13 protein-coding genes are annotated in these 21,330 nt (G+C 66.7%); 2 read left to right on the top strand and 11 right to left on the bottom strand.

Going from position 1 to position 21,330, the window contains the following annotated elements; translation table 11 throughout:
• Positions 1 to 14: 14 nt before the first annotated feature.
• The 11 genes from J7357_RS00165 to pilG all read right to left on the bottom strand — a co-directional run bounded on the left by J7357_RS00165 (position 15) and on the right by pilG (position 18,916).
• Positions 15 to 398 (bottom strand): ankyrin repeat domain-containing protein, encoded by a 384-nt coding sequence (locus J7357_RS00165; protein ID WP_209244135.1) that lies wholly within the window; start codon positions 396 to 398, stop codon positions 15 to 17.
• Between the two features lie 57 nt (positions 399 to 455).
• The gene (locus J7357_RS00160; RefSeq protein WP_209244134.1) at positions 456 to 821 is read right to left on the bottom strand and encodes a hypothetical protein; all 366 of its coding nucleotides are present in this window, start codon (positions 819 to 821) and stop codon (positions 456 to 458) included.
• A 93-nt stretch (positions 822 to 914) separates the two neighbouring features.
• On the bottom strand, positions 915 to 1,295 hold the full coding sequence (locus J7357_RS00155) for a hypothetical protein (protein WP_138985756.1): 381 nt from the start codon (positions 1,293 to 1,295) through the stop codon (positions 915 to 917).
• On the bottom strand, positions 1,286 to 6,160 hold the full coding sequence (locus J7357_RS21270) for an RHS repeat-associated core domain-containing protein (protein WP_244667158.1): 4,875 nt from the start codon (positions 6,158 to 6,160) through the stop codon (positions 1,286 to 1,288). The genes J7357_RS00155 and J7357_RS21270 overlap by 10 nt, the downstream gene beginning before the upstream one ends.
• A gap of 150 nt (positions 6,161 to 6,310) precedes the next feature.
• Positions 6,311 to 6,787: a chemotaxis protein CheW gene (locus tag J7357_RS00145; protein WP_010343236.1), complete on the bottom strand. Its 477-nt coding sequence runs from the start codon at positions 6,785 to 6,787 to the stop codon at positions 6,311 to 6,313.
• Between the two features lie 73 nt (positions 6,788 to 6,860).
• Positions 6,861 to 8,198: a chemotaxis protein CheB gene (locus J7357_RS00140; protein ID WP_209244133.1), complete on the bottom strand. Its 1,338-nt coding sequence runs from the start codon at positions 8,196 to 8,198 to the stop codon at positions 6,861 to 6,863.
• Complete coding sequence (locus J7357_RS00135) at positions 8,185 to 15,414, bottom strand: Hpt domain-containing protein (protein WP_209244132.1); 7,230 nt, start codon at positions 15,412 to 15,414, stop codon at positions 8,185 to 8,187. Before J7357_RS00135 ends, J7357_RS00140 begins: the two co-directional genes overlap by 14 nt.
• A 111-nt stretch (positions 15,415 to 15,525) precedes the next feature.
• The gene (locus tag J7357_RS00130; protein ID WP_209244131.1) at positions 15,526 to 17,562 is read right to left on the bottom strand and encodes a methyl-accepting chemotaxis protein; all 2,037 of its coding nucleotides are present in this window, start codon (positions 17,560 to 17,562) and stop codon (positions 15,526 to 15,528) included.
• A gap of 40 nt (positions 17,563 to 17,602) precedes the next feature.
• Complete coding sequence (locus tag J7357_RS00125; RefSeq protein ID WP_010343241.1) at positions 17,603 to 18,133, bottom strand: chemotaxis protein CheW; 531 nt, start codon at positions 18,131 to 18,133, stop codon at positions 17,603 to 17,605.
• A gap of 1 nt (position 18,134) precedes the next feature.
• The gene (locus tag J7357_RS00120) at positions 18,135 to 18,497 is read right to left on the bottom strand and encodes a response regulator (RefSeq protein ID WP_209029615.1); all 363 of its coding nucleotides are present in this window, start codon (positions 18,495 to 18,497) and stop codon (positions 18,135 to 18,137) included.
• 17 nt (positions 18,498 to 18,514) lie between these two features.
• Positions 18,515 to 18,916 (bottom strand): twitching motility response regulator PilG, encoded by a 402-nt coding sequence (gene pilG, locus J7357_RS00115; RefSeq protein WP_003472648.1) that lies wholly within the window; start codon positions 18,914 to 18,916, stop codon positions 18,515 to 18,517.
• A 242-nt stretch (positions 18,917 to 19,158) separates the two neighbouring features.
• On the opposite strand from pilG, the gene gshB reads away from it, so the two are divergent.
• Positions 19,159 to 20,109 (top strand): glutathione synthase, encoded by a 951-nt coding sequence (gshB, locus tag J7357_RS00110; protein WP_209244130.1) that lies wholly within the window; start codon positions 19,159 to 19,161, stop codon positions 20,107 to 20,109.
• Positions 20,106 to 20,987 (top strand): energy transducer TonB, encoded by an 882-nt coding sequence (locus tag J7357_RS00105; RefSeq protein ID WP_209244129.1) that lies wholly within the window; start codon positions 20,106 to 20,108, stop codon positions 20,985 to 20,987. The genes gshB and J7357_RS00105 overlap by 4 nt, the downstream gene beginning before the upstream one ends.
• Positions 20,988 to 21,330 lie beyond the last annotated feature (343 nt).

The following is a 21,330-nucleotide window of genomic DNA, read 5'->3' as shown; positions in this document are numbered from 1 at the left end:
TGGCCTGCTTGTTGTCAGGGAGTAGCTTGGCCCGCTCGCTCCTGCAGGATTGCGTGGAAGCAGGCCTGGCCTTTCATCAGACGCAAAGGCGTGTCCCCATAGTCGTCCTGTAAGTTGATATCGGCGCCATGCCTTAAAAGAAGCTTCGCAACCTCAGAATGGCCCCATCTGACAGCATAGTGAAGAGGCGAAGAACCAATACCGCCTTTGATGTCGATGTTTTTTACGAACGGGACAAAAAGCTCGACCACCTTAAGATCACCATCCATTGCCGCAATGTGCAACGGCGTATCGCCATCCATCCCGGGACTCTTAGGCCCGCTTACCTCGCAATCCTCGAACATTGCCAACTGCCTGAAAGCGGAAAGCGCAGCCTCCAAATCATACGAGCCATTCATTTACTACGCTCGCACTCATAACCACAAAGCTTCCACCGCCAATGTAAGGCCCGATGATCAATATTCATCCATCGAAATGATGATGGTCCTCGCATAGCCCTCAAAATCAAGATAGAGATGCGCTGGCCGTGGATGCCGGGAGAGTTGGCCGATGAGGTCGGCAAGATGACGAGCAGCATCCTCGCCGATGCGCCAGATGACGCCGATAGGCGAGTCGCTCGCTGTTGAGGCGCAGGGTAACTCGTGTCGCTGCAACATGATTTCTACACCCTCGCATGATGGCACTATCGAGGACACAAGCATCTGCTCTGGACGTGAGATCCAAGCATGGAGGCCTGCACTAAATGACTGCATATCCAACGCAGACCCCATGACGATCAATACATTGGCACTTTTGAAATCATCCCGAAATTCAGTTCGCATTGTGGCCACGTGCCGCAGAAGTCCGCCTCAGTCAACTCGTATTTGAGCATGCACTTCATTGCAACCAAAAAAAGCGAAAACTTTATAGCTTTTTCACGCCTTAACCCAAGGCCTAAAATATATAAAGGCCGCCATTACTGCCACAAGCAACCCATCAAGCACAAGCAACCACATATCATGCAGAGGCGTTCCACTCGCATACATCATCTTGGCAATGGCCGCTCCAGATAAGCAACCAATCAATGGCGGCAAAATAACTGCCCCATACTTCATCTTCATAGAAAAATGCAGAGTGAGAAGACCTAATATTAAAACTATAGGCAATGACAAAAAGTACCAAGCACCAAAAATAACAACCGCATGAAGAAAACTTTCAGACTGACTAGGAGTTACAGCAAGTGCAACACCCCCCGGCATGAGGGCAGCAACGAGAAGCGATAGAGTCGCCCTGCGTACATCCATAGCTAAGAACATCCGCAACTAGGTGAATTTTCGTCAATAAATCCCTGCATTTGATCTCCCCACACGAGCTCATTTACGACCCAATTGATCATTGCACCATTCATACTTTTGTCATGCTGAACAGAGCTCGTGCCCTCCCCATAGGTATGAGCAACTCCGTTAGTGACCGTACGCGCAACGTAACCAGGATCAAAAAAACTACCTGGAGCAGTAATGTTCACAACTACGGGCTGGCCAGTCCGCAAATCGGTCGTCAAATAGCTAGTTACAAAATTAGAAACAGGCAAGTAAGGAACTCCAGCGTCGTTCCTCTTTGTCCCAGATGATGTAGCAGGCCTAGCATTAGGTGATGGAGTCGGATGCTTTATGAGGTCCTGCATTACGCCGTTCGCATTCGCACATCCTATTTTGCGCCTGACGTCATAATGATGGTACATCCACTCGCTGCCGTTAAAATCCTTCCAACCAGGGGGAGTTGGCAAGCTAAAAGAAGGACCACCAGGATAATCACAGCGCGTGGTACCGTTTACTGAGCTACAGGCTAGCCCCATGGGATCGATAGAGGCCATCGGCCTTGAGCCGATGTAGCCATAAGTCGAAATCCCGCCATTTAACCCAATCGGATCACTCTGCACATACCGTCCCGTGCCCGGCTCGTAGTCACGGAAGTAGTTCTGGTTGAGCCCACTCAGCGCGTCATAGCGCTGCCCCGGGAAGCGCATGTCGAACACGAAGGCCGTGCCATCCTTGTCCGGATCCTGGTCCGGCGCGGTGGCACCGAAGGCCTCGCCCTTCAGGTCCCAGCGCCAGATCGCCACGTCGCGGACCGGGTCGATCACCGCACGCGGGGTGCCCAGGTGGTCCGGCTGCACGTAGCGCAGCGTGGTCTTGGCCAGCACGCCAACCGGCAGGTCATCCAGCCAGATCGCCTGCTGTACGACTGCGCCGTTGTTGTCGTAGTCGCCCAGCCAGTGGCCGCTCTCGTCGTACAGCGTGTAGACGTTGGTCTTGCCCACCCGCCGCACCTGCTCGCCGCGGCCGTTGTAGGCGTAGTTCGCCACGGTGGTGCCACTGCGCTTGACCTGGGTCAGTCGGCCGTTGGCGCCATACACGTATTGAACAGCGGTGCCGCCGATCGCAGTGGTGTTGCCGGCTGCGTCATAGCTGCGCGTGGTACCGGCCACACTGCTCAGGCGGTGGCTGGTGGTCGGATAGCTGTAGGTCTGCGTGCTGGTATTGACCTTAGCGCTGAGGCGGTTGCCGGTGGCGTCGTAGGTATAGCCGTCGATCACCGTGTCGGTCGGGCCGTCCTTGAACGCGGTCAGCCGCCCCAGCGGGTCGTAGTCCAGTTTGACCACCGGCGCGGTGTTGCCCGGCGCGGTCAGTGCGCTGAGATTGCCGACCGGGTCGAAGGCGAAGCCCACCGCCAGGCCATCGCTGCGGGTATCGTTGACCGCCAGCGGGCGATAGTCCTGATCCAGCACGCGCTGCATCGGACGGCCGTTGCCGTAGGTCCAGCCGGCCACCGGGCCGAACGGATAGTAGGTGGCCTGATTCAGCAGCACCTGGCGCGTGCCGCCGGGCGGGGTCACGCCGACCTCGGTGGTCTGGCCCTGGGCGTTGCGCACATAGTCCACCACCGCCCCATCCGGGTAGGTCAGGCGGCTCAGCTGCCCGGCCTTGGTGTAGGCGTAGCGGACCACGAACACCTTGCCGTTGGTGGTCTGCACCTTGCGCACCAGATCGCCGAAGCGGTCGTAGCAGTAGTCGGTGCTACCGCTGCCGTCCTGCATCCGGGTCAGGCGGCCCACGGCGTAGGTCTCGCCGCTGGCGCAGGTGCTCTGGCTGACGTCGTAGGTGTAGCTGACGTTGAGGCTGGTGGTCGGATAGGTGACCTGGGTCAGCCGATTCAGCGCGTCGTAGCCGTAGCTGGTCTTGATGTTGCGCGCATCGGTCTGCGTCGCGCGGTTGCCGGCGCTGTCGTAGGTATAGGTCGTGCTGCCGGTGTCCGGGCTGGTGAGCTTGATCAGGTCGCCCAGGCCGTTGTAGGCGTAGGTGGTGTCCAGGCCCTTCGGGTCGGTGACCTTGGTGAGGTTATCCAGGGCGTCGTAGCCGAACTTGGTTTCGGCGGCGATGCCGCCCACGTCCTGCAGCGTGCGCGCCAGGCGGTTGAGCGGGTCGTAGTCGTTCTGGGTGGCGTGACCGAGCGCGTCGGTGACGGTCTTGGTGTTGCCGTTGGCGTCGTAGCCGAAGTCGGTGGGGTCGCCCTGCGCGGTGGCCTGCGTGGCCAGTTGGCCAAGCTGGTTGTAGATCCGAGAAAGCGTGCGCTTGAGCGTGCCCGAGGCGTCCTTGGTGTCTTCCTTGAGCCGGTTGCCGGCATTGTCCAGGGTGTAGTGGATGGTGTTGCCGGCGTTGTCGGCGATATCGGTCAGCCGGTGCGCTGCGTCGTAGGTGAAGCGGGTGAACGCGCCATCGGGTTGCGTCACCTGCTTGACCAGGCCGGTCGGCCAGTAGTCGATCGCGGTGATGCGATCGTCGCTCTCGCTGCTGTCGTCGGACCCGCGCACCTTGCTGGCGGTCAGCCAGCCGCGCGGGTGATAGGTGAAGTCGGTGACCACGCCGTTGGCGTCCTTCGCCGACAACACGCGCCCGGCGCCGTCGTAGGCCAGGTACTCCGTGACCTGGCCGAGCGCATTGGTCACCTTCCACAGGTCGCCCTTGCGGTGCGGGCAGATGGTCGGGGACGTCGCACAGGCGCTGTCGTCGCTGGGGTAGTAGGTAAAGCTGGCGGTGTCGCTGACGTCGGTGCGCGCGCCATCGACCTGCTTTAGAAGTCCCAACTTCGGACAATTACTTGAACCATCAGCCAGGTCGCTATCGGTGCAATAGGTATAGGCAACCTGTCGGACACCAGCGGGCGCACTTGCCATCGAACCGCAGACATAGGCGGAAGCAGCCGAAACAGACACATCGTACTGACAGCGGAAAGTCACCCGCCCTGCAGCGTAAACTGCACGAGAAAGAGACGTTGTTCCACTTCCCTCGCTCCCTTGCTGCGCCACGACCTGATTCTCCGAGTCGCGAGTAAGGGTTTGAGATCTTTGGTAAGACGTACCAACCCCCTCAGTCACAGTGCTCGAAGAGGCACCTTGGTCATCCAAAGAATCCTGATAGCTGAATTGAATGGAGTTCCCTAACCTATCCGTAATGGAGACGGGCCGCCCTGCATCGAAACTCATTGCCTTGGTCCCATCAGGGCCACTGATGGCTTCGATCTGGCGGAAAAGGCCTTGCCCGAACTGATATGTATAGCTCGCGCCATTAGGCTGTAAAACTTGTGCGCTACTGGCGCCAGAGTAGGTGATAGAGGTCGTTTCCACCTCCGCTCCGCTTGCATGCAGGCTGCTGCCCGCCACCCGCCCATCAGTTGCATAACTGAAGGTCGCGTATCGAACGCCATCTTCTTCAATACCAGTCAGCAGGTGCGCACGCCCCGCAGGCGCATGCCCGGACTCTCCGTAACGGTAAGCCCGAACGCTGCCGTCAGAACGGGTGACACTCACTAGATTTTGAGCGTCATCATAGTCATATTTAACATAACTCCCATCATCCAATACCACTTTATCGAGAAGCTCATTGCGATAACTAAAAGATAGGGTATGCCCAAGCCCATCTACGGCCTTAATCAGACGCCCACTTGAATATTTAAACTCAATATCAAACGCCGAAGATGCACTGGATTTGATAGATGCCAGACGACCTTCAGAATTGTAGATGCGTCGCTCACCGTCTGCAGTTACTAACGTCCAAATCCCACTTTGCGAATGCAACATCATATCGCTGGCGTTACGGCGGCCTCGATACTCACCATTGCCTACTTCTTTGAATTGTTCAAAAAATCCGTCATGGGTCGTCAGATATGTGCCCTGATAGCCAAGCAGATCAGAGAATGAATGACTCCAACCTGGCGCCATCCCTAATCCCGACTGAAGTTGTTGGAGTGAATGGTAGAAGCGCTGAAAAGGCTTACCGGCAAAAATAAGATCATCCTCGCGCCTGAACTTGTCGCCAGTTGCGGGAAGGCAAGGATTTGCATTGACTGCACAAGACTGGGTCTGATCGATACCCTTAGCATAAATTATCGGCGCATCTCCATTCTGACAGAGATAAGGATACTCGGCGACGAAATCTGGATTTCCTGTATTGTTGTAGGCAGCATTGAACGCGTTGACCGGCGCAAGCCCGGCAGGACATGAATAGACCTGAGCCTTGACAAGCATCAACTCACGCGGAGAAGGAGTGGGGTCACTCCAGCCCGGGCAAGACATATTAAACTTAAACCACTTACCCCCGGGCGCATCGAAACTGAGTAGCCCCATACCACTGTAATAAGGCTCGCTTTTAACATAAGGCTCGCCATAAGCGCCTTCTATGCGCGTGTCAGAAATCGTGCAATCAGGCCATTGATGACGATAGAAGCTGAGATATCCATTAATCATCTCATTTTCGTCGGCACACATGCTTTTTAACAGCGGCTCGCCATTAGCAGCACAAATACTTGGATTGGTCCCTTCACTACCGGCACCACCAATCAGATAGCCAGGCGGACTGATGTAGCGAGGCGGTTGACGCCTTACTTTGTAATAAATTTGATAGGACGGGGTTGCTGAAGCACCCTCGGTAATGAGCGTTTTATCGCGCACAAGATAAGCGCCATAAGGCAGCATCGAACGCATCTCAGCCTCGGCTTCATCCAACGAGCCAAAACAAGACTGATAACAATATTGCCCCACTGCCTGCGCCTCTGCCGAAGGCGGAACAAGACAGCACATCCCGCCCATAAAAATACTGAACAGGAAAGGCAAAAATCCACGCATAATCCAGCTCCATTAGAACATCAGTTCAAGAGGCATGTTCAAAAATCGACCGAGCGAAAAGATAACTTCGCAACAGTCTGCTAACCGCTTGCCGACTTCAGAAAGTTCGGCAAAAAATCCAACAGTGTCGTGTAGCAAGCAGTTTCGGAGTTATGAAACCGCCGCAAACCGCTCCACCACCATCCCCTCGATCGCCTCCAGATCCGGCAGCAAGGCGCTCTGCTCGCCCAGCAGCACGCGCATGTGTACGCCGGGCGGGAGGGTTTCTTCGGAGGCGTCGGCGAGCAGGCCGTCGCGGGGGACGGAGATCAGTTGCGGGAAGGATTGGGTCAGCAGCGCCACGTACGGCAGGTCGGGGTTGCCGCCCAGGGCCTTGAGCACGACGATCTTGTTGTTGGCGGCCACGATCTCGGCGCCCAGGCCGGTCAGGCGGGCGAAGGAGACCAGCGGCACTTTCCAGCCGTACCAGGCGATCTGGCCGAGCAGCCAGTGCGGGGCGTCGGGCAGCGGTTCGACCGGCACGCGCGACATCACTTCGGCAATGGTGGCGTTGGGCAGCAGCACGCGCTCGCTGCCGGCCAGGATGAGGACACCGCGGATTTCGTCGTTGCTGGCGTAGCTGCTCATGGAGTGACTTCGTCCTGAAAGCGGAAAAAACGCGCGATGCGGGCGCAGCGGTGAATGGCGTGTGCCGCCTCGCTCAGCCGCTCCACCGCGCGGTCAAGGCCTGGGCCAGTTGCGCCGGATCGCCGCCGGGATGGCCCTGCAGGATCAGCTGCGCGCCGGCGGCGGGGTCGTAGCAGCCATCGCCGGACTGCCCGGCCACCCAGGCGCCCTGCGCGGCCAGCGCCAGCACGGCCTCCACCTGTTGCGGGTCGCTGCCGCTGAGCAGCAGCACCGCGCTGTGCGCGGCCGGCAGGCCAGCCACCACCGAGGCGCCGGCGTCCTGGGCGACGAAGCGCAGGCCCGCGGTGCCGTGCACGCCGACGTCGTCGGGCAGGATGTAGACATTGCCGGGAACGACCGGCTCGCCGGCCTCGGCCAGCAGCACCGGCAGCGCGGACACGCGCGCGATCTGCTTGACCAGGTTGCCGTAGCGGCCACCATCCAGGCGCAACTGCACCAGCAGCGGCAGCGGGAAACTCTCCGGCAGCGCGGCGAGCAGGCGGCGGATCGCGTCGGGGCCGCCGATGCCGGCCATCACCAGCACCGCACCGCGCGCGGCGGCGCCTGCACCGGCGCCGCTCGTGGACGCGGGTTCTTCGGACTCCAGCGCGACCAGCGACAGGCCCTCGGTGGAGAACTGGGGGATGTGCTGCGGCGCGCGCGGCGCAGCGGCGAGCAACGGCGCATCGTCGTCGACCAGCGACCAGGCACTGGCCGGCAGCGCGGCGGGTGTGGCGGAGGACGCAGCCGGTGTCGCACCGACGTGCGGCGCAGCCGGCTGCGCAGACGCTTCGCTGGCGGCGGCTTCGGCGCGTGCGAACTGCAGGTCCTCGAAACCGGGCGCGACGTCCGCCGGCGGCTGCCAGGCATACATGCCGTCTTCCGGCGCGGCCTCCGCGAAGCCGGCAGCTTCGTCGACGTGCAGGCCGATCGGCGCGTCGTCGTGCAACTGCGCCGGCGTCGCCGGCAGGCCCGGCTCCGGCTGCAGGCCGGTCTCGGTCTCGCGGCCGGGCGGCAGCACGTCCTGGTGACCCTGCAGCTTGGCCGCCAGGTGCCGCGCCCAGCGCTGCGCCTCCCAGCCTTCGCGGCGCGCGGCCAGTTCGGCCTCGTCGAAGATCACGGTGACGCCGGGCAGCGCCAGCGCAGCATCCAGCCGCTCCAGTGCGTCCTCGATCGCCGGCTCCAGCGCGATCAGTACCGCCGCCGGCGCAGCGTCGGACAGGGTCTGGGCGTCGATCGCACCGGGGTCGTCCTCCAGCACGATCGCCGCGCCGACCAGGTGCAGCGCTTCGCGCAGGCGCTCGCGCGCCTTGCCGGGACGGGCCAGCAACGCGACCGGCGTGGAGGTAGCGTCGCCGTCATTCGCGAACACGGGCGATCCCCAGCAGGTCGTAGACGTTGCGCATCAGATCCAACTCTTGGTAAGGCTTGCCGAGATAGCGCTGCACGCCCAGTTCGAAGGCGCGCTGGCGGTGCTTTTCGCCGCTGCGCGAGGTGATCATCACGATCGGCACGGCGGCGTAGCGCGGATCGGCGCGCATGGCGGTCGCCAGTTCGTAGCCGTCCATGCGCGGCATCTCGATGTCCAGCAGCATCAGGTCGGGCACGCGCTCTTCCAGGCGCTCCAGCGCCTCGACGCCGTCGCGCGCGGACACCACGTCGAAGTTGTGCCGCTCCAGCACGCGGCCGGTGACCTTGCGCATGGTCAGCGAGTCGTCGACCACCATCACCAGCGGCACGCGCCGCTGTTCGGTCGGCGCGGCCTCCACCACCGGCCGCTGCGGCTGCGCCAGGAAGCGACGCACCAGCGGGGCGATGTCGAGGATCACCACCACGCGGCCGTCGCCGGTGATGGTGGCGCCGTAGATGCCGGGCACCGAGGCGATCTGCAGGCCGACCGGCTTGACCACGATTTCGCGGTTGCCGAGCACCTGGTCGATCGCCACTGCCGCGCGCAGGTCGCCCGCGCGCACCAGCAGCAACGGCACCTGCGCCTGGCCTTCGGCGCGCGCCGGCGCCTGCCCGACCAGCGAGCCGAGGTCGTGCAGGGCGTATTCCTCGCCGCTGTAGCGGTAGCCGCCGGTGCCGGCCTCGAAGCGTTCGCGGCCGATGCGGCCGATGCCGCTGACCGAGGCCACCGGCACCGCGAAGGTGGTCTCGCCGATCTGCACGAACACCGCCTGGGTCACCGCCAGGGTCTGCGGCAGGCGCAGGGTGAAGGTGACGCCCTCGCCGCGCACCGAGTGGATGTCCACCGAGCCGCCGAGCTGGCGCACTTCGTTGCGCACCACGTCCATGCCGACACCGCGGCCGGCCAGCTGGCTGACCTGGTCGTAGGTGCTGAACCCGGGTGCGAAGATCAGCGCATCCAGTTCGTCGTCGGACAGCACCGCGTCGGCGGCGATCAGCCCGCGCTGCTCGGCGCGGCGACGGATCGCCTCGCGGTCGAGCCCGGCGCCGTCGTCGGCCACTTCCAGCACGATTTCCGAGCCTTCGCGGCGCAGGCGGATGGCGATGTTGCCCTCCTCCGCCTTGCCTGCGGCGCGGCGCTGTTCCGGCGTTTCCAGGCCGTGCGCGACCGAGTTGCGCAGCATGTGCTCCAGCGGCGCGACCATGCGGTCGAGCACGTTGCGGTCGAGTTCGCCGTGGGTGCCTTCCAGGCTCAGGTGCACCTGCTTGCCGGTCTCGCTGGCGGCCTGGCGCACCACGCGCCGCAGCCGCGGCACCAGGCCATCGAACGGCACCATGCGCGCGCGCATCAGCCCGTCCTGCAGCTCGGAACTGACGCGCGACTGCTGCTGCAGCAGGCCGTCGTACTGCCGCGCCAGGTCGTCGAGCACGCCCTGCAGGCCGCCCAGGTCGGCCGCGGACTCGTTGAGGGCGCGGCTGAGCTGCTGCAGCGTGGAGAAGCGGTCCAGTTCCAGCGGGTCGAAGCTCTGCTCGGCCTGATCCTGTTCGCGCTGGTAGCGGGCGACGATCTGCGCCTCGGTTTCCAGGTCCAGGCGCCGCAACTGGTCGCGCAGACGCGCATTGGTGCGGTCCAGTTCGGCCATCGCGCCGCGGAACGCGCCCAGCTGCTGCTCCAGCCGCGAGCGGTAGATCGCCACTTCGCCGGCGTGGTTGACCAGGCGGTCGAGCAGGTCGGCGCGCACGCGCACCTGTTCCTGCATCGGCCGGGCGATCGTCGACTCTTCGTCGAGCGTGCCCTCCACCGGCAGTGGTGCCGACAGTGGCGCCGCCACGGCCGCCAGGGCGGCGGCAGCCGGCGTGTCCTCGGTCGCCGCGACCGGCACCACAACCGCGGTGTCGGCATCGCCGATGGCGGCAGGCGCCTGCCCATGCGCGCGCGCGTCGAACGCGCCGATCAGGTCCTGCGGCATCGCCACCGCGCGGTGGTTGCCGGTCAGGGTCAGCAACTGGTGCAGGCGGTCGAAGCCACGCTCCAGCAACTGCACGTCCTGGCGGTCGAGTTCGGTGCGATGCGCGGCCACCACCTCCAGCAAGGACTCGATGCCATGGCCGAGATCGCCGATCGCATTGATGCCGGCCATGCGCGCGCCACCCTTGAGCGTATGCAGGTCGCGCTGCAGGCCGCCGAGCACGTCGCGGTCCTGCGGTGCGGCGCGCAACTCAGCGATCAGGCGGTCGCAATGGTCGAGCAGGTCCTTGCCTTCGTCGACGAAGATATCGACCAGTTCGCGATCGAGGTCGGCGAAATCCAGCGGGCCGAGATCGACGGCCGACAGATCGGTCCGCGCGGGATCGGCCGCGGCCTGCGCTGCGTCGGTGTCGGACGGCGCGGATGCCGTGGCCTCCGGCGCGTGCTGGTGGTGTTCTTCATGGATATCGCCGGCGGACGCCGTGTCGGCATCGGCCGCCGTGGTCGTGTCGTCCTGACCGACGGCGTCCTCGGGCGCGTGGTGCGCTTCGTCGAACGCGGCGTGATGCGCGTCCGTCGCCGCTTCGCCGTCGGACGGCGTCGCGTGTGCGGCGTGCTCCGCTTCGGCGGCGTCGTCGTGCGGCGCGCCATCACCCGCATCACCGGTCGGCGCGACGTGTTCCGCATCCGCTTCGGCGTCGGTGTGTTCGCCCACCCTGTCGGTGGCGAGAGACGCCGCATCGCCCTCGTGCGTTGCGTCCTCCGGATGCGCTGCGGCATCCGGCGTCGCGTCGCTGTGCTCGGCGGCGGACCCGGTATCGTCGTTGGCCGAGGCCACGCCATCGTGGCGCCAGCCGCTCGACGGCGCCAACGGCTGCTGATGCAAGCCGATCGCAGGGGCGTCCTCGTTGAACTGTTGCTCGTGCGCTTCAGCGGTGTCGTCCGCGGGCGCGTCGGCGGCGCCATGCGCGGCCTCGTCATCCGCTGCCTGCGGTTCCTGCGCATGTGCATCGTGGATGTCGTCGGCCGGCGTTTCGGTCGCCTGGTCCGTGGCATCGCCGTCGACTGCCATGTGATCTGGCGCCTGCGCATCGTGCGCGTGCTCGGCGTCATCCTGGGTGTCGTCCGCGTGCGCATCGGCCGCGTGGTCTTCGGCAGCGCCGTCGGCCGCCGGGTGATCGGATGCCTGCGCATCGTGCGCGTGCACGGTCGCGTCCGGCATCGCGTCGGCCTGTTCTTCGGCCTGGCGATCCTCGGAATCGTGTGCTTCGCCTTCGTGCGAGGGTGCCTGTGGTTCCTGCACGTCCGTCGGCGTGTCGGTCTCGGCATCGACGGCGGCCGCATCGGCCGTCGCGTCAGGTGCTGCAGCCGCATCCAACGCGTCCGGTGCGGGATCGTCCGACACCTGCTCGGCGCTCAGCGGCGCCTCGACCGTCAACGCGTCGAGCTGGCCGTCCTGCGCCAAGGCCGCCTGTTCCTCGGCGTGGCCCGCATCCTGCGATGCCGCCGATTCCTCGACCGGGGGCGCGTCCTCAGTCGACGCCTGATCCTGTGCGGAGGCCGGCGCCTCTTCCGAAGACGGTGCGACTGCCGTGTCCGCGTGGACATCGGCGGCATGCCGATCGACGTCGCCATCGCCTGCCTGGCCGGCCACCTCGTCCGCTGGCAGCGTCTCGTGCAGATGCGCGGCATCGCCGAGGAACGCCGACAGATCGTCGGCCGCGGTGAGTTCCACCGCCTGCACGGCCTGCTCGTCCAGGCCAGGCTCGGCCGGTGCCGACGCGGACAGGTCTTCGTCGTCCTCGTCGTGCGCGATCGGCGGCCACTGCACTTCCGGCAGGGTTTCCACCAGCGCGCGCAGGCGCTGCGACAGTTCGGTGAACGGCGGAATCACCGGCGACGGTGCCTGCAGTTCCGCGATGGTGTCGGCAACGGCGCGCGCCGACTCCTCGAGCGCGCGCACGCCTTCGGCGCTCGGAACGCTACCGGACGCCAAGGCGCGCTTGACGTAGCTCTCGGCCGGGCCGGTGACCGCGGTGATCTCCGGCACGTCGGTCATCGCGAACGCGCCGCTCATGGTGTGCACCGCGCGCAAGAGCGCTTCGGTCGCCGGCTGCGGTGCGTCCTGCAGCCAGGCATGCACGGTCTCCAGATGGGTGGCGACCTCGGCTTCGAGGATCTCGCGCAGCACGCTGTCCACCGACGCCGGCGTGCCCGCACGCGGCGCGGCGCTCGCCTGCGGCGTGGCGAAATAGAACGCGTCCTCGCCGGCGGCGATGCGCTCGGCCACGGCCTGGATCGCGTCCAGGTCGGCCCGCACCGTGCCGTCGCCGCGCAGCGCGGCATTGAGCTGCGGCAGCACCGCGTAGGCCTGCTCGACCATGGCCACCACGGCGGGACTGGCCGGGCGCGAGCCGTCGAGCACGCGATTGAGCATGCTCTCGATCTTCCAGCTGAACTCGCCGAGCACGCGCGCGCCGACCAGGCGGCCGCTGCCCTTCAAGGTGTGGAACACGCGGCGGATCGGCCGCAGGCTCTCGGTGTGGGCAGGCGCGGCGCGCCAGGCCGGCAGCAGCGTACCGAGATTGACCAGTTCCTCGTCGAACTCCTCGAGGAACACCGCGCGGATTTCCTCGTCGATCTCGCCATCGCCGTCGATGAAGCCGGCCTCGGCGGCAGGCGGCGCGGCGGCAGGGGCGGCACTCGCCTCCGGGCTGGCAGGCGTTGCGGCCGCGGGCTCGCCGCTGCGCGCGGCAGAAGTCACATCGAACTGCGCGGCGGCAGCCTCCAGGTCGGCGAGGAACGCGGCTTCCGCGTCCGACACCGGCGCAGCAGTGGCAGCGTGTTCCGGCGCCGGTTCGGGCGCCGCAGGTTCCTCGGACTCCAGCGCGGCATGCTCCGGCGCCGATGGCGCATGGGCCACGACATCGATGTGCGCGTCCTCGCCGATGGCGGCAAGGTCGGCATCGGCATGCGCCTGGTCATCGTGGGAAGCGTGAGGAGCGGTCTCGTGTGCGGCGTCGCTGGCGGCAACCTCCGCGGTCTCGGTCGGGCTCGCGTGCGCGGCGTCTTCGGCGTCGGCAGCGGCGTCCTCGAAAGGCTCAGCCTCTCCTGCCGCGTCGAGGCGCTCGCCGTGTGCAATGTGGGCGCCCGCGTCGGCCAGCGCATCCGCATCCGACGGCAGCGCGGACGCCATTGCCTCGTCATGCGACGCCGGGGTGGCATGCCAGTCGAGCACATGCGCCTCGTCGACAGCCAGGTTCGGCGCGTCGGCGAACGCCGGCGCGTCGTCCAATTCGATGACCAGCGGCGGCGTGGCGGCGTCGGTGTCTTCTGCCGCGGCGGGCGTGTCGACGATGATCAGATTGGGATCGTCGTGTTCGCCAAGCTCGGCGAATGCGGCCGGCCCATCGGCCTGCGCCTCCTCGTGGTACTCGGCGGCCACCGGATCGAAGCCGGCGACCTCGGAGGCGGACGCCGCGGAAGCGGCTGCCGCATCGTCTTCCCGCGCGAACGCCGAAGGCGTCTCCGGCCGCAACGCGTCCTGTTCCAGCACCAGGGAATCGAGACTGATGTGCAGCGGTTCGGCGCTGCCGGTCCAGCTGTCCTGTTCGGCCGCGACTGGATCGAAGCTGAGCGCCTGCGATGGCGCGGCACTGTCGTGCGCGTCGCCCGCGACGCCTGCGTCGGCGGGCGCGGAGGCATGTTCGGCGGCAGTGTCGGGCGCATCCGTCGCCAGACTCCACTGCGGCGCCTGCGGTGCGGACGGCGTGTCCTGGGTGCGCGACGTCGTCTCCGGCGCGGCCTCGGCCGGTGCCAGATCCCAGGCCGGCACGGCCGGTGCGGCGATGGACGGCGGCGACGCAGGTTCGGCCATGCGATCGGCAACCAATGGCGTGGCGGCCTCGGCCGACTCGGCCGACTCGCTTGCGCTCGGCAACACGCCTGGCGCGGCCGGCGCGGTGTCTGGCAGCGGCCAGTAACGCAGCGCTTCCAGGCTGCTGCGGGTGATGTCGAGGATTTCCTCGCGACCGGGGCGGCGCTCGCGCAAGGCTTCCAGGTAGTACTCGAGGCTGGCCATCGCGTCGGCCAGGGTGTCGAGCTGGCGGCCACTGGGCACGCGGCGCTTGCCGATCAGTTCGGTGGCGACGTAGCGGCGCACGCCCTCCAGGTAGTCGGCCGGCTGCGGCAGTTCCAGCATGCGCAACGCCCCGGCGACCTCGCCGAGCAGGCGCGGCACGTCGTCCAGGCGCGCATGGTCCCAGTTGGTCTCGATGAAAGCGACGAAGTGCTCGCGGGCGCTGCCGAAGTTGGCGATGGCCTCGTGCGCCAGCACTTCCACCGTGCGCCGCGCCTCGGCGGCGCTGGCGTCGTCGTGCACGTCGCCGCCGGCGCCCAGGTAGGCGACCTGGTCGTCGAGCGAGGCGTCCACGTACAGCAGCGCGCCGGCGATATCCAGCAACAGGCCTTCGTCGGCCGCGCGCGCGCCGTCGACGATGCTGCGCAGCGCATCGCGCTGCTGCACCACCACGCTGCGCGCCACGCCCAGGCCCATCACGCCCAGGGTGTCGGCGACGCTGCCCAGTTCGTCGACCTGGGTCTGCAGCGCGGCGACGTCGCCGCCGGTGCGCAGGTGCAGGTCCAGCGCGTCCTTGACCCGCAGCAGTTCTTCCTTGATCGCGGTGCCGACGGTGTCGAGCAGTTCGCGATTGCGGCCGGCGAGACTGCCGCGCGCATGGTCCAGTTCGGCTTCGGTGGCGGCGGCGGCGTCGGGGGCCAGCGCGAACAGCGCGCCCTCGCTGAGGCCGGCTTCGCCGCGCGCGGCGCGGATCTCGTTGAGCAAGGGCAGCAGCACGATCGGAATGTCGCGGTGGCCGTCCTGCAGGCGCTCCAGGTAGTCCGGCAGCAGCACGGTGCCGCGCATCAGCGTGGCGCAGGCCTCGTCGCGGTCGGCCGCCTGGCCGTTCTGCACTGCCGTGGCCAGCAGTTCCAGTTCCTCGGCCACCATCGCCGGCGCGTACAGCTCGACCATGCGCAAGGTGCCCTGCACCTGGTGCAGGTAGCCGGCGCAGAAGCGCATGCGGCCGGTGTCGGCCGGTTCCTCGACGAAGGCTTCGATCTCGCCGCGGACCTGGCGCAGGGTCTCGTCCAGTTCCGGCTTGACCCAGCCCAGCGCGGCATGGCTCATCGCATCGCGCAGCGCGCTCATCGCCGCGTCCCCGCGGCCGGGCACGCGCCGTGCCGCGCGAGCGCGGCGACGGAGTGCGGGAGTTGTTCACGGTACGTCATGTGCGCTTCCTTCCACCCGGTTCCGGCCCGCTTACGCCGGCAGCTTGAAGTCGGCGACCGAGCGCCGCAGGTCCGCCGCCAGTTGCGCCAGGCGGCCGATCGATTCGGCGGTCTGTCCCGCGCCTTGCGAGGTCTGTCCGGTGATCTGCCGGATCACGTCCATCGTCTGGGTGATGTCGATCGCCGCCGCCGACTGCTGGTGCGCGGCGATGGAGATGTTCTTGATGAGGGTATTGAGCGCGTTGGACACGCGCTCGATTTCGGTCAGCGCGGTGCCGGCGTCCTCGGCCAGGCGCGCGCCGGACACCACTTCGGAGGTGGTCTGCTCCATCGAGCTGACCGCTTCGTTGGTGTCGGCCTGAATGGTCTGCACCAGGCCCTCGATGCGGCGGGTGGCGCCGGAGGTGCGTTCGGCCAGGCGCTGCACTTCGTCGGCGACCAGGGCGAAACCGCGGCCGGCCTCGCCGGCCGAAGCGGCCTGCACCGCGGCGTTGAGCGCCAGGATGTTGGTCTGCTCGGAAATGTCGTTGATCAGTTCCACGATCGAGCCGATCTCCTGGGTCGATTCGCCCAGGCGCTTGATGCGCTTGGAGGTCTCCTGGATCTGGTCGCGGATCTGGTCCATGCCCTGAATGGTCTCGCGGACCACGCCGGCACCCTCGGCCGCGATCACCACCGAGCGCTGCGCCACTTCCGCCGATTCGGTGGAGTTGCGCGAGACCTGCTCGATGCTGGAGGCGATTTCGTTGATGCGCACCGAGGCCGAACCGATCTGCTCGGCCTGGTGCCCCGCCGCCTCGGCCAGTTGCCGCGCGGTGGCCTGGGTTTCCTCGGTGGACACGGCGACCTTGGCCGAGGTGTCGTTGATGGTGGTCACCAGGTGGCGCAGCTCGTCGACGGCGTAGTTGATCGCGTCGGCGATGGCGCCGGTCATGTCCTCGGTGACCGAGGCCTTGACCGTCAGGTCGCCTTCGCCGAGCGAGCTGATTTCGTCGAGCAGGCGCATGATCGCCTGCTGGTTGCGGCTGTTGTATTCCACCTGGGTCTGCAGGCGGATTTCCTGCTCACGGCTGCGGCTGCGCACCGTGGTCCAGACGAAGCCGACGATCGACAGCAGCGCCAGCAGGCCGGACACCACGCCCAGCCAGAAGTTCGGGAACAGGCGGGTGTCGCGGGTGGAGCCGAACGCGGAGAACGCGTCGAACAGCTTCTTGCTGTCCTCCAGCATCTTGCCCGAGCCGGCGGTCAGCGCCGCGGCGGCGGACTGGGCGGCGAACAGGCTGCGCGAGCTGGCCTGCAGCGCGTCCAGGTCCTTCTTCATTTCCGCCCACTGCGCCTGCGACTGTTCCAGCGCGGCCAGCGCGGCGGCGTTGCGCACCGGGGCGATGCCCAGTTCCTCGTTGCCGTTGCGCAGGCCCTCGAGCATCTGCCCGAACACCACCGAATCGCGTGCCAGCGCGTCGCCGGCGCTGGCTGCGCCGCGGCCGCCGGCGCGCATTTCGGTGACGCGGCGGGCCATGGTGCCGGCCACCACCACCTGCTGCAGGGTGTTGTAGATCTGCGCGGCGGGGGCACCGCCGACGGTCATCGCGCGCACCACCTCGTTCAACTGCGCCTGCAACTGCGGCACGCCGCCGACGAAGCGGTCGGCATTGCCGGCCAGCGCCAGCACCGCCGGTTCGCTGTCCACCACCTGCTGCGCGTTCTTGGCCAGCGGCGCCCAGGTGGCGTTGAGGGTCTGCAACGGCCCGGACACATCGGTCGTGTTGGCGTAGCGCGCGTTGAGCTCGGCGACGGTGCTCTCCACCTTCGCCTTGGTCTGCTTGAACTGCTTGAAGGTCTCGGCGTTGCCGGACACCGCGTCGCGGGCCTGGTTGGCCAGCTGTTGCGACAGCACCTGCAGGTCGGCCGCGCCGGTGCTGGCGCCGGCCAGGCGGCTGCCCTGCCAGGTGGCCACGCCGGTGTTGGCGCCGAACACGACCAGCGACAACGCCAGCAGGCCCAGCCAGAAACTCGTGCCCACGCTGCCGAGCTTGCTGGCCTTGCGGGCGTCCGGAGCAGTACTCATGATGCGACCTCGGTCTTCGATGCGGAGGCAGCGCGCGCGCTCAGGCGGCGGCTTGCCGGAATTCGGGGGTGCGCGACAGCAGCGACAGCGAGAACACGCCCCAGTCCTGGGCGTCGCCGCGGAAGGCGCGGTCGATGAAGTGCGCGTAGCGGCCCTGGGCCAGATCGCCCGGCTCCACCGCCTGCGCCTCGGTGAAGCTGCGCTGGCCGAACAGTTCGTCGATGGTCAGGGCCACGTCGCCGCCGCTCTGGCGCATGATCAGCACGCGCTGGCCTTCCTGCAGCGCGGTGCGCTCGCCTTCCAGGAACTGCTTCAGGTCGACTACCGGGAACAGGTTGCCGCGCAGGTTGCCCACGCCAAGCAGCCACGGCTGCGCGCCCGGCACCGGGGTGACCGGCGGCATGCGCACGATCTCCACCACTTCGCGGAAGTCCGAGACCAGGTGGCGCGTGCCGACGCGGTAGCCGACGCCGCGCCAGACGTCGTCGTCGAAGGCGCGTTCGGGCATCTGCACGGCGTGCGCCAGGCTGCGCCGCTCGTAGGCTTCGAGAATGTCGAAGGGCGAGCGCATGTCAGCCCACCAGTTGCTTGATGCGGGCGATCAGTTCGTCCTCGCGCGGCGGCTTGACGATGTAGTCGGTGGCGCCCTGGCGCATGCCCCAGACCTTGTCGGTCTCCATGCTCTTGGTGCTGATGATCAGCACCGGGATGTGCCGGGTGGCCTCGTCGCGCGACAGCGCGCGGGTGGCCTGGAAGCCGCTCATGCCCGGCAGCACCACGTCCATCAGCACCAGGCTCGGCGCCTGCTCGCGCACCAGCTTGATCCCGTCCTCCGCGTTGTCGGTGGACAGGACCTGGTGCCCGGCTTTTTCCAGCCATTGCGTGAACACCGCCCGGTCGGTCGGTGAGTCCTCGATCAACAAGATACGGGCCATGCTGCCTTTCCCCCTGGTCAGGCGTTGACGTATGTACGGATCGCGCCCAGCAGCTCTTCGCGTGTAAAGGGTTTGGTGAGGTACTGCTCGGACCCGACGATGCGCCCGCGCGCCTTGTCGAACAGGCCGTCCTTGGAGGACAGCATGATCACCGGCGTGGCCTTGAACAGCTGGTTGCCCTTGATCAGTGCGCAGGTCTGATAGCCGTCCAGCCGCGGCATCATGATGTCCACGAAAATGATCTGCGGCTGCTGATCGGCGATCTTGGCCAGGGCCTCGAAGCCGTCGGTCGCCGTCACCACTTCGCACCCTTCGCGCTTCAGCAACGTTTCGGCGGTACGACGGATTGTTTTCGAATCGTCGATCACCATCACCCGCAAGCCTGCGAGTTCCCCACCCGCAGTCGTGTTTTCACTCATCACTTGCCCCCAAGCGCGCGACGCTTCATCGGATCCGGCTTCGCTGCGAAACGACATGTATCCCAAGACCCGCTGCGACTGTCAAGGCCGCCGCGACGGGTCCGCGTTGAACCGCGTAACAGCACAAACTATGTCACAGTTTGGCCGATCACGTGCGACACCGTGCGACCGCGCCGGACGCCCGGTGCGCGGCGCCCCCGCCGACCCGCTACCATCTTCCGCTCAGCCCCACAGGTGCCCCCATGCCGTTCGATGTCATCGTGGTGATGGATCCCATCGCCAGCATCAAGATCGCCAAAGACACGACCTTCGCGATGCTGCTGGAAGCGCAGCGCCGCGGGCATCGCCTGCATTACGTGCGCCCCGGCGGGCTGACCCTGCGCGACGGTCGCGCGCTGGCCCAGGCCGCGCCGCTGCGGGTGCGCGACGACAAGGCCGGCTGGTTCGAACTGGACGCCTTCGCCGAACTGACCTTCGGCCCCGGGCAGGTGGTGCTGATGCGCAAGGATCCGCCGTTCGATTCGGAATTCCTGTACGACACCCACGTGCTCAGCGTGGCCCAGCGCGCCGGCGCGCAGGTGGTCAACGACCCGCAGGGCCTGCGCGACTTCAACGAGAAGCTGGCCGCCCTGCTGTTCCCGCAATGCTGCCCGCCGACCCTGGTCAGCCGCGACGCCGCGACGCTCAAGGCGTTCGTGCTGGAACACGGCCAGGCCGTGCTGAAGCCGCTGGACGGCATGGGCGGGCGCTCGATCTTCCGCAGCGGCACCGGCGACCCCAACCTCAACGTGATCCTGGAGACGCTGACCGACGGCGGCCGCAAGCTGGCCCTGGCGCAGCGCTTCATCCCGGACATCAGCGCCGGCGACAAGCGCATCCTGCTGGTCGACGGCGTGGCGGTGGACTACTGCCTGGCGCGGATTCCGCAGGGCGACGAGTTCCGCGGCAACCTGGCCGCCGGCGGCCGCGGCGAAGGCCGCCCGCTCAGCGAGCGCGACCGCTGGATCGCGGCCCAGGTCGGCCCGGAGATGAAGCGGCGCGGCATGCGCTTCGTCGGCCTGGACGTGATCGGCGACTACCTCACCGAGGTCAACGTCACCAGCCCCACCTGCGTGCGCGAACTGGACGCGCAGTTCGGGCTCAACATCGCCGGGCTGCTGTTCGACGCCATCGAGGCCTACCCGGCGCGATGAGCGCGGCCGCCGCGACGCCCGCGCCGCGCATCGGCGAGCGCGAACGGCTCAGCGCCACCCTGGTGCTGTCGCTGATCGTGCACGGGCTGCTGATCCTCGGCGTAGGCTTTGCGATCGACGACGACGCACCGCTGGTGCCGACCCTGGACGTGATCTTCAGCCAGACCAGCACCCCGCTGACGCCGAAGCAGGCCGACTTCCTGGCCCAGGCCAACCAGCAGGGCGGCGGCGACCACGACACGCCGCAGCGCCCGCGCGACAGCCAGCCGGGCGTGGTGCCGCAGCGCCAGGACGGCCTGGCCCCGCAGGCGCTGCGCGCGCAGACCGCGGCCGCCGCACCGGAACCGACCCCGCGCGTGGTCAGCAGCGCGCGCGGCGAGCAGCCACTGCCGATGGCGCAGACCCAGCCGCGCACCGACGAGCCGCAACGGCCGGTGGACGCGCAGCGCGAACAGCGCGATGCCGAAATGGCACGCCTGGCCGCCGAGGTGCACCTGCGCTCGGAGCAGTACGCCAAGCGCCCCAACCGCAAGTTCGTCTCCGCCAGCACCCGCGAATACGCCTACGCCAACTACCTGCGCGCCTGGGTCGACCGCGCCGAGCGCGTCGGCAACCTCAACTACCCCGACGAAGCGCGGCGGCGCCGGCTCGGCGGCCAAGTGGTGATCAGCGTCGGCGTGCGCCGCGACGGCAGCCTGGAGAGCAGCCGCATCCTGCGCTCCAGCGGCGTGCCGATGCTCGACGCCGCCGCACTGCGGATCGTGCAACTGGCGCAGCCGTTCCCGCCGCTGCCGCGCACCGACGACAACGTCGACATCCTGCAGGTGACCCGCACCTGGGTGTTCCTGCCCGGCGGCAGCCTGGTCGACGATCGTTGAGTTGCGAGGACAAGCACTAGCCCCTCTCCCCCGGGAGAGGGGTTGGGGTGAGGGTCCGGCGCGCAGCGACTCGCAATGTTTGTGGGGTACGAGGCTTCGCCCGTACCCTCATCCGCCCCTGCGGGGCACCTTCTCCCGAGGGGAGAAGGAAGCGCACTAGCCCCTCTCCCCCCGGGAGAGGGGTTGGGGTGAGGGTACGGCGCGCAGCGACTCGTGGTGGTTGGGTGCACGAGGTTTCGCCCGTACCCTCATCCGCCCCTGCGGGGCACCTTCTCCCGGTGGGAGAAGGAAGCGCACTAGCCCCTCTCCCCTCGGGAGACGGGTTGGGGTGAGGGTCGGCGCG

Source organism: Xanthomonas sp. D-109, from assembly GCF_017746095.1.
GTDB lineage: Bacteria > Pseudomonadota > Gammaproteobacteria > Xanthomonadales > Xanthomonadaceae > Xanthomonas_A > Xanthomonas_A sacchari.
Note: the sequence above shows the minus strand (reverse complement) of the source record. Positions and strands in the feature narration are given on the sequence as shown.

What these genes read in the sequence shown, in the direction of transcription:
- J7357_RS00165 (WP_209244135.1), bottom strand. Translation starts at nt 398, where the DNA reads ATGAATGGCTCGTATGATTTGGAGGCTGCGCTTTCCGCTTTCAGGCAG.
- J7357_RS00160 (WP_209244134.1), bottom strand. Translation starts at nt 821, where the DNA reads ATGCGAACTGAATTTCGGGATGATTTCAAAAGTGCCAATGTATTGATC.
- J7357_RS00155 (WP_138985756.1), bottom strand. Translation starts at nt 1,295, where the DNA reads ATGTTCTTAGCTATGGATGTACGCAGGGCGACTCTATCGCTTCTCGTT.
- J7357_RS21270 (WP_244667158.1), bottom strand. Translation starts at nt 6,160, where the DNA reads ATGCGTGGATTTTTGCCTTTCCTGTTCAGTATTTTTATGGGCGGGATG.
- J7357_RS00145 (WP_010343236.1), bottom strand. Translation starts at nt 6,787, where the DNA reads ATGAGCAGCTACGCCAGCAACGACGAAATCCGCGGTGTCCTCATCCTG.
- J7357_RS00135 (WP_209244132.1), bottom strand. Translation starts at nt 15,414, where the DNA reads ATGAGCGCGCTGCGCGATGCGATGAGCCATGCCGCGCTGGGCTGGGTC.
- J7357_RS00130 (WP_209244131.1), bottom strand. Translation starts at nt 17,562, where the DNA reads ATGAGTACTGCTCCGGACGCCCGCAAGGCCAGCAAGCTCGGCAGCGTG.
- J7357_RS00125 (WP_010343241.1), bottom strand. Translation starts at nt 18,133, where the DNA reads ATGCGCTCGCCCTTCGACATTCTCGAAGCCTACGAGCGGCGCAGCCTG.
- J7357_RS00120 (WP_209029615.1), bottom strand. Translation starts at nt 18,497, where the DNA reads ATGGCCCGTATCTTGTTGATCGAGGACTCACCGACCGACCGGGCGGTG.
- pilG (WP_003472648.1), bottom strand. Translation starts at nt 18,916, where the DNA reads ATGAGTGAAAACACGACTGCGGGTGGGGAACTCGCAGGCTTGCGGGTG.
- gshB (WP_209244130.1), top strand. Translation starts at nt 19,159, where the DNA reads ATGCCGTTCGATGTCATCGTGGTGATGGATCCCATCGCCAGCATCAAG.
- J7357_RS00105 (WP_209244129.1), top strand. Translation starts at nt 20,106, where the DNA reads ATGAGCGCGGCCGCCGCGACGCCCGCGCCGCGCATCGGCGAGCGCGAA.